Here is a 12830-nt window from a genome sequence, read left to right on the forward strand (position 1 = left end):
CCATCTGGCAGCCCATTCTACTCTCCAGGTTAGTTTTCCTTCACCGGATGTATAATCCATTTCTCCTTCATGGCCACATTCACACCTATATTTTACGGTAGTGCCTTCGAAATCATATGCTTCGGTTGTATTTACTCTTCCACATTCTGTACATATTGGATTATATGGTAACCAATCTTCTTTCAATGGGTGTTCTCTGTATTGGTTGAATATTTCTCTTATTCTTTCTGCATTTTCCAATGCTATTTTGGTAGCTTCAGTATAAATTCCGTTTTTATACATGTATGCTCCACTTTTTATTTCAAGGTTTTCTATTTCAAAAGGTTCTAATGCTGTGGTGAACGGTTTTTGGAAATGTTCTACAAAATTGTCACAGCAACCTTCAGGACAAGGAATTTCATAGTATGGCTGTCCTAAATATTGATCATATGATTCTGGTAATGGGAACGGTACTTTTCTTAAAGGATCATAATCGTCTGCAATCCATAACGTTCTTGCATTTTCACCTAAGTTTCTTAATTCTTTACTTACTGCATTTGCAATAAATACGTCACAACTGTTTCCTATGTGTACAGATCCTGAAATGGATGTTCCACTTCCTATAACATATTCATCTCGTCCTTGTTGGCTCAATTCTTCTGCTATTCTTTCGGTCCAATGTTTACTCATGTATATCACAATAATCTGTAGTTTAATAATAAAATTTATAAAATTAATTTGTTATTATGTTATTTTAAATATAGATTTTTCTATCTATGTGAATTAAAATAGTTGATAATCATTTAATTAATGTTCTTATATGAAAAATCATTAATAATAATATTTATGTTTATTCTGGTTTATAATTATTTTTGATTTTTTGCTCAAACTTAAATATTACAATTAATTAATATAATAAATATTGAATAAACGCGTGATTGTATGTATGTAATTATAGTAGGAGCAGGTAGGGTAGGTGTTAATCTCTCAAAATCTCTTATCAGGGAAGGATTGAGTGTAACGATTATTGAAAGTGATCCTGTGATTTCTAAAGAGGTTGCAGAAAATTCTGAAGCTATGGTTATTAATGGTGATGCTTCAAGTGTTCAAGTTCTTGAAGATGCAGATATATCTGAAGCAGAAGTTTTTGTAGCAGCAACCGGTGATGATAAAGTCAATTTATTTAGTTCAGTATTAAGTTTAAATTATGACAACATAACCAAACGTATTGCCAGAGTAAATGATTTGGAACATGAAAAAGCTTTCAAAAGTGTAGGTATTGATATTACAGTCAGTCCTGAAGCATCTGTGGCAACATACCTGGAAAGACTTATCACAAGACCTAAAATAGCAGATTTGATTGTATTGGGTCGGGGTTCCACTGAAATGTTGGAATTAAAATTAGAAAATAAGAAATTATTCGGAAAACGTGTATTGGATTACAGTCCTACTGAAAATTATATTGTATGTGCAGTATATAATGATGATGGGGAATTGCTTATTCCACAAAACGATACTGTTTTTGAAAAAGATCAGAAAATATCAGTAATAACAAAATCCGATTATCTAAAAGAAGTAACAAAAAAATTTACTGAAAACAGTATAATATAAATTAATAGGTAAAATCCTATTAATTTAAAAGAATACTCTATTTTTTTAATCAAATGCAGTTTTATCTGCTTTATCTAACCATTGATTTACTATTTTTATTGCACAATAGTTTCCACACATTGTACAGGTATCTTCTTCTTCAGGTGGTCTTTTATCTCTTATGGCTTTAGCATCATCAGGCCACATTGCAAGGTCGTATTGTGCTGGCCAGTTCAATGATTTTCTTGCATCGGCCATTTTAATATCATCTTCACCAAATCTTTCCATATCTATAGCTATGTCTCCTGCATGAGCTCCAATTTTTGTTGCAATTACTCCTTCTTTAACGTCCTGTACATCAGGTAATGCCAAGTGTTCTGCTGGTGTTACATAACATATGAAATCTGCTCCTGATTTAGCACATTGTGCTGCCCCAATAGCTGAAACAATATGGTCGTATGCAGGTGCAATATCTGTTACAATCGGACCTAACATATAGAATGGTGCATTGTTACACATTTTCTTTTGAATATTGATGTTGGTTTCAATTTCATTGATAGGTATGTGTCCCGGACCTTCCACTATTGTCTGAACTCCTCTTTCTCTTGCTCTGTCCACTAATTCTCCCAGTACAATTAATTCTTGTATTTGAGCCCTGTCGGTTGAATCAGTTAATGCTCCGGCTCTCATTGCATTGGCCATACTTAAACATACATCGTATTCTTCCACAATATCTAAAATTTGGTCATAATTTTCGTATAATGGGTTTTCACAATCATTATGTACCATCCAAGAGGATATGAATGATCCTCCTCTACTTACTAATCCGCCGTTACGTCCCTGTCTTTTTAGTCTTTTTAATGTTTCTCTGTTTACTGAACAGTGAATAGCCATGAAATCTATTCCATCTTTTGCCTGTTTTTCAATGTTTTTGTTCATATCATCAGGTTCTATGTTAATTGCAGCACTGTCTTTTTCTATTGCTTCTATAGCTGTTTGATATATAGTTTCGCTTTCAACAGGTTTATTTGTATTTTTAAGAACGGTTCTTCTGATTTTATCCAGATCTCCACCAATACTTAATTCCATAAGGGTGTCACAACCAGCCTCTTCAGCAGCTTTAGCTTTTTCTAATTCTTCATCCAAGTTTACGATGTCTGTTGAAGTACCGATTGTTGCATTTACCTTTGTTCTGAGATTTTTTCCGATACCTACGGCTACTGTTTCTCTTTGATTGTTATCTGGGATAGCTATGTATCCTTTAGCAACCATTTTTCTAATGTATTCAGGGTCTAATTTTTCATCTGCTGCAACTTGTTTCATTGCTTCGGTAATATTACCGTTCATTGCTTCAGTCATTTGGGTCATTTTTTTTTAACTCCTTAAATTTTGTTCTATTATATTAAAAAATTATCATCGGATAATTTTATTTGATTATTACATACATAATAAACTAATAATATCTTGGTTTATAGAACTATTTAAAGGTTAATATCATTTATTTTCAAAATTAAAGCTTAATTTATAATTTATTTGATTTATAAATTTAATTTTAATCGTATTTTCAAAAAATATGTAAAAAAATACTGTTGATTCAATTAATTTTTATTATGGATTTTTGAAAATTTTTATAAAAAAAGTGGGTGTGGGAGGGGATATTGGATAATTTATATTTATAAATTATAATGTTTCCGGCCAGTTATCATTCATTCTTTCTAAAGCTTGGTCTGCAGTAGGAATATTGGTTTGGGTTCCCTGAGTTTCAACAATGAATGATGATACTGAACTTGCAAATCGTCCACAAGTTTTAAGATCATTATCTCTTAAGTATAAACTTAAGAATGATGCTCTATATGAATCACCAGCACCTGTAGGATCAACAGCTTCTGTTGGTACAACTTCAATATTTATTGGTTCTTCCCCTTTTGCATAGATTGTACTTCCTTTGTCACCAAGGGTTTGTACTACTATGTCCAGGCCTTCATTTAGTAAATCATCTATGGATTTTTCCAACAGGAAACAGATATGTTCTATTTCATGTTCATTTCCAAAGAGTATGTTACAGTTTTTCACCAGTTCCTGTAAATCTTTTGTAGAATATAAATGTAAATCCTGTCCCGGATCGAAAGATACTAATTTATTATTCTCATAAGCATATTTTCCTGATTTGATATTGAATTTAGGATCTCCTGTAGCAAGATGGATTGCCCTTGCATTATCGATGGCTTCTTTAGGAACTTCGCTATTTTCATATTCTGCTGCGGCACCCCAGTAGAAGTAAAACATTTGTTGATCTTCAGGGTTTGTTAAAACAAATGCAGTAGGAGTGTTTGCTTTTTCTGAAATAATCATGTTTGAAATATCAATACCTTCTTCAATCATTTCTTTTTCGTAGTCACTACATGCAAAGTCTTTACCGATACATGATATCAAGCTAACATCCAAACCCATTTTACTTGCTACAACGGCAACATTTCCTGCAGCTCCTCCATTAAATGTTTCCATTTTTTCTACAATAGCTGATGTGTTTATTTTTGAAAATTCTTTAACTTCCATAATATAATCAAAAGCTGTATGTCCTAATACTAGTAAATCCATGTTTTCCATTGTTGTCCTCCTTTGTTTAATAGTAATTGTTTTTTTATTCACGATAATTATATTATTAATAATGTGTCATATTCTATAATATCTTTATGTAATTACATAACTTATACAATTTTTCATAAAATCTATTAAGTTGAAACAAAATGTTTGAAAATAAAAAATTAATTAAGGACAGGTTTTTCTTAATCCTTTCAATATTTACTGGTTTATTGGTTGGTCTATTAGTCACGGCAATATGTGCGTTGTGCAGGTTACGGATTTTTGGGGTGAATCTTGATATTTTTATAGCTCCTGTAGTTGCCGGATTTGTAGAAACATTTGTGTCTAATTATACAAGAAACAAATCTTCGGGAGCAATCAGTGCCATTATTTTATTCATCTTCACTAATGGTATTGGATGGTTATTCCCATCACAGCCGTTGACATTCAACATATTCACAGTGGGTGGATTTTTATTAATGTTGCAGGCAGCATTTCCATTAATTATTAATTATTTGATAATTGGTATTTTCTTTTTGACCACATATCTTTTCGGATTAGTAGGGGGAGTCATTGGATCAAGTTTTTATAAAAATGAACATTCACCCATGTTGGTTACGGATATAGGGGAGATTAATGAATTTAAGGTTAAACTTTTTAATTCAAAACCAAATTTTCCAATTAAAGAGTATCATGGATTGGTTTTTGCCGAAGACGTAATTGATTTTGATGAAAAAAATCATGCCGAACGTTTGAAATATATCGGTTCAACTATTGAAAATAAGAGTTTATTAAAACAGCAAGATTATTCTCTTGCCCGGAAATATATTGTACATAATTTAGAAAAAGAGGCACTTAAACTTAATGCAAATGCTATTGTTGAATTGCAGTTTGAATATACCAATTATAATCAGCAAATTCCACCTGATGTGGTAATTGCAGCTTACGGTACTGCCGTAACAATTGAAGAAAAATATTTAAAATAAAAAAAAAGAGAATGGTGGGTAATTATTGTTCCCATCGTTTTCTGTCTAATAATTCTTGTTTTTTACCAGCGTTCCATCCACCGGATGCACTTTCGGAATGTCCTACCTGTTGTACGTATCCTGTAATTCTGTCATACCATTCTACGTTTTTGGTTTCTCCACAGTGTGTACAAGTATCCTGTAATCCTTTCATTAATGTTTTACAGTTTACGCAGAAACTTAAAGCACTACTGTATGCCCAGAATCCGATATCTGTTTTTCTTGCAATTTTATTTGTTAAACTCATTAAACTGTCAGGGTCACTGTATGATTCTCCCATAAATGCGTGGAAGATGTGTCCTCCCTGTGTTAATGGGTGGTAATCTGATTCTATCTTAATTTTTTCAGGTAGGCTCATTGCTGTGTCTACTGGAACGTGACTACTGTTTGTGTAGTAGGATGCGTTGCTGTCACCATTACAGATAACCTGGTCAGGATATTTTTCTCTGTCCATTGTTGCAAATCTGTATGCTGTACTTTCAGCAGGTGTCTGGATTACACCCCATCTTAATCCTGTTTCACTTTTAAGTTGGTTGGCTCTGTCATTTATGTGTTGTATTACTTTGTGTCCTAGTTTGTTGGATTCAGGGTCTTCAAGTCCTGCACCTGTCTGTGCCATTAACATTTCGTTTAATCCTACAAATCCAAAAGAAAGTGTACTGTTGTCCACTCTGTAATATGGATCATCACCCATTTTTTGTGTTAAGAAAGGTAAAAGTTTGTAATCATTTAAACATTTAAGAGCTCTTTCTCTTCTAATCATTAATACTTCTTCTACGATGTTCATGTAGTCATCAAGGTAATCGAAGATTTCATTTTCGTCACGTGCATTGTATCCTATACGTGGAAGGTTCATAGTTACATAAGCTAAGTTTCCTGTTCTTAATGTATCAGTATCCCAGTCTCCTGTCCAGTTGTCGGATAATCTTGTTCTACAACCCATGTAGTTTGCATGTTGTCCCATATATTTAGGTAACATGTTGATGAAGTATGCGGTTCCGAATTTTGCTGATAAGTAGTGTACTCTATCAATATCTTCCTGGAATTCTGGAGTTAAACATTCTTTTCTTAAGTAGTAAATTGTGTTAGGGAAAAGGTGTGGTTTTCCTTCAGAATCTCCTTTGATAAGAGCTTCAGTGAATGCTTTCTGTAATAATCTTACTTCTTTTTCATAGTCCCCATATACACCACATACTTTTCCTCCAGGTCCGTAAGCAGGTTCGTTTTTGAGGAAGTCCGGTACTGTGAATTCGAGTCCTATGCTTGTGAACGGTACTTGTCCACCACGTGCTGCGTATGCCATGTTTAAGTTGAATATTAACATTTCCACGGACTGTTTAATTTTTTCGTATGGTAATCCAACTGCAAACGGTGCTACAAAGACGTTCCATAGACTCATGGATTGTCCACCACTCATGTTCTGTTGAGCAGCCAACATAATTTCTCCTGAGTGGTTCATGAGTGTTTCTATGTGGTTAGGTGATCCTGCTACACTTGTGTGGTCTCCTGTTCCATCAACTTTTAATCCGTATCTGATGAATTGTCTTAAGTCGTGTTGTAAACAGTTTATAGGTCTTCCTGCAAAGAATTCTAAATCGTGTATGTGTACTGTACCATTCATGTGTGCATCTGCTAAATGGTGTGGTAATATGTTTAATAATGCGTATTGTTTTAATGATTCGTCTGCAACATATTTATGTATTGTTTCAGGGTTGTGCATCATATTTGCATTATCTTTGTTTCCTTGTTCGATTAGGTTTGTAATGTTGTATACTGGCATTCCTAATCTTGTGTATTTTCTTCTTAATGATTCAAGACCATTTTCTGTTAATTTTGTATTAACCATTTCTCTGATAATAGGTGCTGTTAAATAGTCTAATTGTAATTTTTTTAGTTCTTTATAAACTTCATTAGCTATTTTGTTTGCTAATTTTGGAGTTGTTTGTGTTTCCTGTATTAACGTGTTTGCTATTTTTGATTTGTCGAACGGTTCGATTGTGTCTCTACCTGTTCTTACACGTAATGTGTTGTTGTTATAATATTTATCTGCAAGTTTTGTATTTTCTTCTTGGAGATATTCGTAAATTAAGGTTTTAATTTCTTTTGTTGTAATATTATCGTGTGCTTCTTTAGAAACTTTGTATGCAATTTTTTCTGCAAGTCCTAAAGGTATATTAATCATTATGCATGATTTAATTAATTTTTCGTAGCTGAATTTTTCTTTTATTCCGTCATTTTTTATAACGTGTATTTCATTAAGGTTATAAGTGTCTTGTATGGTTTCTGGGTCTTTCATCATATTAATCACATATCAATATTTAATTCTAAATTATTATTAGTTGATGTTAATATATAAAAATTGGTTTTTTTGGTTCGTATTAGATTAAACCGTTCGTATAATTAAAAACTAAAAATAAAAAGGTATTTTTGGGGGAGAAATTTAGAAAAATACGTCTAAAGAACTTTGTTTAGATTTGTCACTTTCGAATAATGAATTGATAGCGGTCTCTAAAATTTCAATACGTTCAACTACGTATGGATTTATTGGATATCGTTGAGCTAAATCCTTTGAAATGTCTAAATACTTAAGTACAGAACCTTTTGATATACTCAATATTAAATCATTTCCACAACTGCACTGTCCTGAGAGTGGAATTCGTCTATACTTGGCTCCACATTTGGTACAGCGTACTTTTTGTCTTGAAAATGCTCTAATGTTTCCTGCCATGTCTGGGAGGAAGTGAGAATTAATTACACCCTCAACTACTCCTTTTTGATCAACAGCTCTAAGCAATTCAGCTAAACCAATTTGGCTTTCCACTTTCTCACGCATTGTTTGTAAAGTTTTATATAGACAAATTTTTGGTCCGGCATGTATCGAACTAGTTGGGTGGGAATACATAATTCCCTTATACTGTGCATCAGTACCCAACCTACCTTCAACATTATCTATTAAATCATTCACATCAGATGGTTTTACACCACCCTCTTCGGTTTTATGATAGATTTCCAAAGGAATTCTCCTCATACAATCGATGTTGTGTGACTCATCGTCAATTTCTTCAGGATCTATACGAATACTTAAAACTAAAGGAGCATCCATACTACCTCCACGGGTACTTGGCAGATACGTTTTTCCGAAGTTTAACAAAGCATCCAGTAATAACATCACGGCATCTTCGTCACTGTCACAGTTTCTTCTTTTTGCAGAATGGAAATATGGATGGGCATAACAACCTGAAGCCTTGGTATATCCTACAATTCTGCCCAATACGCCCGCGGATGTGTGCGGTGCAAGACCTGCAATTAACTGGCCCACCAAATCAGTACGGGTTTCAGCATTATAAAACGGTTCCATATTATAATACTTGACAAGTAAATCATCAATAAACTGTGACACTTTTAAAAGGTAATCTCCACAGCTTTCACTAACAACAATATCCTGAATCTTAATTTCAATAATCTGATTGTCATCAGTAATTGGATTACCGTAAATGTCTTCAGTATAACCCATTTCCAATATTTTCTCGTGTTTAACTCCAATTTCTCTTGGAATAAAGTGAGTTAATGGTAAGTCTGTGGAATCATGTCTGATAGTACCGTCACGATAAGTATATACATCATGCAATGCTCTGAGAATTCCCTTTTCCAATGGTTCAGGGAATTTATCCTCGGAAATCAGACCTTTAACTCCTTTAACGGAATCCAGTCTTCTAACGTTAACGTTGTCAAATGCATCATTCAGTAATTTTCCCAGTTTGATGTTTTTATTTGCTGAAGCTTCCAGTTCCGTTCTTGAACCACAAACAGGACATATTGCTTTGAAGGAAGTTACCTTACATGTAGGGTTTGTACATTTACATTTAGCCAATGTTACTTTAATCGTACCCTTTTTAGCGGCCTCCACAATATTCCTGATATTTCCAGCATAATTTCCAATAGGGAAAAGGGAATGTGGTGCAGGTCTCATCAATCTTTCCTTGGTTTTTTCAGGACGACCTACACGTCCACCGATATATGTTGGAGCCTTAGCTTTAATAACAATATCATTTATCTGATTAATTGCTTCAACACTTTTAACATCCTCATCAGGTGTTAAGTGTTTATTCAATGTTTTCATAAGGGCATATAAATTATTGTTTGAAATAATTAATGACTTGTTATTTACGTGATGTGGAACTCCAAGTACTTCCAGTATTCTTTTATGATAATCAATCGGTATCCTGTTCATGTCCACATTAAATACTTTTTCAGGATTTTCAACGTGTTCATATAAATAATCGTGAAGTTCATTCAATTCCTCTTTGGAAACGTCATGATAATAGAAAGTATACTTTGGATGTAAAGGAGTATTTGTTTTTTCAGCAATTTCAAATGCCTTCTTGGCATCAATTTCCAATTTTAACAAATCGGTCAGTTCCATTTCTTCCTTAAATCCTATTCCAAAATCATCCTTTGTTTCCTTAAAATGTTCTGAAGCTTCAATTTCCTGAGCCCACCATTCTTCACACCATGCGGACACGTCTAATGGAATATTACCTCTTAAATATTCTCCGAATGCAACAAGCATATCTCCGAGGAATAATATTTCAGAAACATCCTTTCTGATTTTAATGGCCTGAGAAACATTATTTACCTGGACAACATCTCCATTGCTTAGTTTAACAATTGGTCCCTCTATTGAGTCACATGGAACTACACAATTACCTTTTCCCGGTTTTTCAATCTTCATCTGAGTACCGATAGCCAAAAATTCAACAATTTCCATTGTGGCAGGATGTATCGCCATGGAAGCCAAACCGCTGTCCCTGGTTCTACCGTATCGTAGTCTGAATCCTCCCTTGGCACCAGGATATGACATAACTGGTCTTCCACCAATGATATCTTCCATGTATTTGGCTTTCTTCTTGGCTTTTTTCTGGTTTTTTTCTTTGTCTTCTGCTTCCTTCTTGTCGTCTTTCTTTTCAGCTTTTGGTGCTGTGAAGTATTCTAACCAACTCCAACCATCAATACCTAAAGTGTTTGCATATTTAACTATTTTACGTGATTTCTGGATAACCCCTTCAGCAATAGCAAGTAATGCTCCACCTCTGATGTGGTTTGTTTCTACACGTGGGAGATCCCTGTTCTGTACTTCGATGGCATCGGTCTGTTCACCGGTTACTTCAACAGGAATACCTTTTACGGCTTTTCTTACTTCCTCTGGAGTTGGAGAATACTGTAAATTGGTTACTTCTGATTCATAAAGCTCAACTTCTTCCACGTATCTTTCAATTTCATCATCAGTTGGTTTGTAACGGTCATGACCCTGTGCAATTCTAATATAATCTCCAATAAGTACAGCTAATGCAGCAGCAGTACCTCCTGCACTCCGGATAGGTCCTGCAAAGTACACTCCAAAACATTTTGAACCATCAGGATTGTCTTTGATTTTAACTTTAGCAATACCTTCTAGTGGTGCAGCTACAACACCTTCAGTTAAAATAGCAAGTGCAGTACGGATTGCACTATCTGCATTTTGTTCCTGAACTTCATAATTGTTTTTTTCTCCGGGTTTATCATCTTTTGTTGCTATTTCCTTGGCAATCTGAAAAGCAACCTCTTCCCTTGACATAGTTTCTTCTAACTTCTTAATTCTTTTAGCAACACCTTCCGGTCCGACAAGCCCTTCAACACGTTCGGCCAAGTCCTTTGCCAGAGGTATTTCAGGTTCCAATTCCAAATCTTTTCCCTGTTTTCTTGCTTCACGTGCTATATCATAGAGTTCTTCTGTTTTTGCTTCGAGCATTTCAAAATAATCCACACTTTTACCTCCCTTAACACTCTTCAACTGATGATAAATATTATGAATATATTTATCTTTTTGAGTTTTTAATTTTTTTTGATATATAAAAATTAATATTTGAATTAAAAATTTTAGTAAGTTAAATTATATAATATATTATAATAGAACAATAAGGAAAAAATAAAATATTAATTAGTGAGCTGGTTTAATGTTAAATGATTCATATAATAAACAATGGAAACTCGATTATTTCAAAATATTTGCTACAGAACATGATAATGTTTCCCAACTGGAAGAAGCTGATAAACTTAAGTTTGGTCATTTTCCTCCAGTAATAGGAAATTTTTATGAAAATCCTATAGATGAGGAATCCCTTAAAAAAATCTGTGAAGGAAAGTTAAAACTATCCAAGGCCAAATTTGATGAAAACTACAATGATGAAATAGTACAGATTGATTATGTCAACACAATTAAGGGACAGTTAAACAATCTGATGAAACAACAGATAGCTCAACTAAATGAAGAAGATCCTACTTTTTTATCGGATGAAGAAAAAAAGATAATTGAAGAAGCAGATTTTCCATTCATACGTTTGATGACCTTGGTATATGTTAAAGATACAAATGAGATGACTGATGATGAACAAAAAGAATGGAAAGATTCAATGAATAATTTCATTAATCAACAGATACTCTTTGGTGTAGTCAACACTTATTATACAATGAAATTATACCAGGACAATAACTATGTACGTTTATTCCAGACTCCCTATAACAAACAGGAGTTATGGGATGAATATGCCAACAATAAACAGGGATTTTGTGTAGTATATGACTTCAAGGAAATCAGTGGAGAAAATGCAGCACAACTTAATAAATTATACCCAATTCTTTACACGGATAAAAAATTAAGCCCTGATGACTTGAATTATGAAGTTAACAATTCACACTGTGCATCATTAACTGCAGTTAAACTGGAAGTAAAAGATTACTATAATGAATGGATGTACATTTTCAACCATCATTTCACGGAAAGAGAATATCTGATGCTGGATGGTATGCTTGAACCGATATATTCAAACACATTCAATTATGAACATATACAAAACATTCTAAAAAAGAATTATCTGGTACCTAAAGACGATGATTTGGAATACGATTACAGACAGATAATTGATGATATAATAGCAGAACTTGAATCAAATACTTTTCAGGATGCTATGAACTCATCTATGGAAGAAGTTTACAAAATTACCGATGATGAAATGGAAGTTGACTTCCTAAAACCTGAAGCAATATATTTAGGTACAAATTTCCCGGAAGATAAAAAAGAGGAATACAAGCAATTGGTTGAAGGTGAAAACATAAGAATTTTCATTATCAAAGAAAAAGATGGAAAATTCTTTAAAGCATTATTCTAGTGATAATATGTCAAAAACACTTTATGAGGAATTGGTTTCAGTATATGAAAAAATCAGCAGTACATCCAGCCGTTTAGAAAAAGAGGATATAATTGCAGATTTTTTAAAATCAATAAAAGAAAATGATCCGGATATAACCTATGATGTGGCTTTATTGCTTCAGGGTAAAATATTTCCACCATGGAGTGATAAGGAGATGGGCATTTCCACCCAACTGATTATTAAAGCATTATCCAAATTACTCGGGGAAAATACTAAATCAATAGAGGATAAATTGGCATCTGTTGGGGATATGGGTGAAATCACCCAGGAACTGGTAAAGAATAACAAGCAGGTGACCTTTTTTAAGGTACCATTAACTATAAAGAAGGTTATTTCCAACCTCAGAAAAACCGAGTCAATCGTTGGAAGCAATTCCCAGAACAAAAAGCTTAATCTTATACTGGAA

General features: G+C 33.6%; 8 protein-coding genes and 1 pseudogene. 4 read left to right on the top strand and 5 right to left on the bottom strand.

Annotation, left to right across the window (positions count from 1 at the left end):
- Positions 1 to 669 (bottom strand): lysine--tRNA ligase (gene lysS / locus QZZ11_RS03445; protein ID WP_292473623.1); only part of this gene is annotated, 669 nt, incomplete at its 3' end.
- Between the two features lie 252 nt (positions 670 to 921).
- On the opposite strand from lysS, the gene QZZ11_RS03450 reads away from it, so the two are divergent.
- The gene (locus QZZ11_RS03450; RefSeq protein ID WP_292473624.1) at positions 922 to 1590 is read left to right on the top strand and encodes a TrkA family potassium uptake protein; all 669 of its coding nucleotides are present in this window, start codon (positions 922 to 924) and stop codon (positions 1588 to 1590) included.
- 45 nt (positions 1591 to 1635) lie between these two features.
- Here QZZ11_RS03450 and thiC read toward each other — a convergent pair whose 3' ends face one another.
- Together thiC and QZZ11_RS03460 are read right to left on the bottom strand one after the other, a co-directional pair.
- The gene (gene thiC / locus QZZ11_RS03455) at positions 1636 to 2937 is read right to left on the bottom strand and encodes a phosphomethylpyrimidine synthase (protein WP_292473626.1); all 1302 of its coding nucleotides are present in this window, start codon (positions 2935 to 2937) and stop codon (positions 1636 to 1638) included.
- Between the two features lie 312 nt (positions 2938 to 3249).
- Positions 3250 to 4176 (bottom strand): carbohydrate kinase family protein, encoded by a 927-nt coding sequence (locus QZZ11_RS03460; protein ID WP_292473628.1) that lies wholly within the window; start codon positions 4174 to 4176, stop codon positions 3250 to 3252.
- A gap of 140 nt (positions 4177 to 4316) precedes the next feature.
- On the opposite strand from QZZ11_RS03460, the gene QZZ11_RS03465 reads away from it, so the two are divergent.
- Complete coding sequence (locus QZZ11_RS03465) at positions 4317 to 5138, top strand: heavy metal-binding domain-containing protein (RefSeq protein ID WP_292473629.1); 822 nt, start codon at positions 4317 to 4319, stop codon at positions 5136 to 5138.
- Between the two features lie 22 nt (positions 5139 to 5160).
- Here the strand turns inward: QZZ11_RS03465 and nrdD are convergent, their stop codons facing one another.
- Entirely contained in the window at positions 5161 to 7476 is a 2316-nt protein-coding gene (nrdD, locus tag QZZ11_RS03470; RefSeq protein ID WP_292473631.1) for an anaerobic ribonucleoside-triphosphate reductase, read from the bottom strand.
- A gap of 141 nt (positions 7477 to 7617) precedes the next feature.
- The gene (gene polC, locus QZZ11_RS03475; RefSeq protein WP_292473633.1) at positions 7618 to 10980 is read right to left on the bottom strand and encodes a DNA polymerase II large subunit; all 3363 of its coding nucleotides are present in this window, start codon (positions 10978 to 10980) and stop codon (positions 7618 to 7620) included.
- Between the two features lie 190 nt (positions 10981 to 11170).
- On the opposite strand from polC, the gene QZZ11_RS03480 reads away from it, so the two are divergent.
- Both QZZ11_RS03480 and QZZ11_RS03485 read left to right on the top strand, forming a co-directional pair.
- Positions 11171 to 12382, top strand: a complete 1212-nt coding sequence (locus QZZ11_RS03480; protein ID WP_292473635.1) for a hypothetical protein — start codon at positions 11171 to 11173, stop codon at positions 12380 to 12382.
- Between the two features lie 7 nt (positions 12383 to 12389).
- Positions 12390 to 12830 (top strand): annotated as a pseudogene (locus tag QZZ11_RS03485) (DNA ligase); the annotation flags it as partial.

It is taken from the genome of Methanosphaera sp. (assembly GCF_016282985.1).
Lineage (GTDB): Archaea > Methanobacteriota > Methanobacteria > Methanobacteriales > Methanobacteriaceae > Methanosphaera.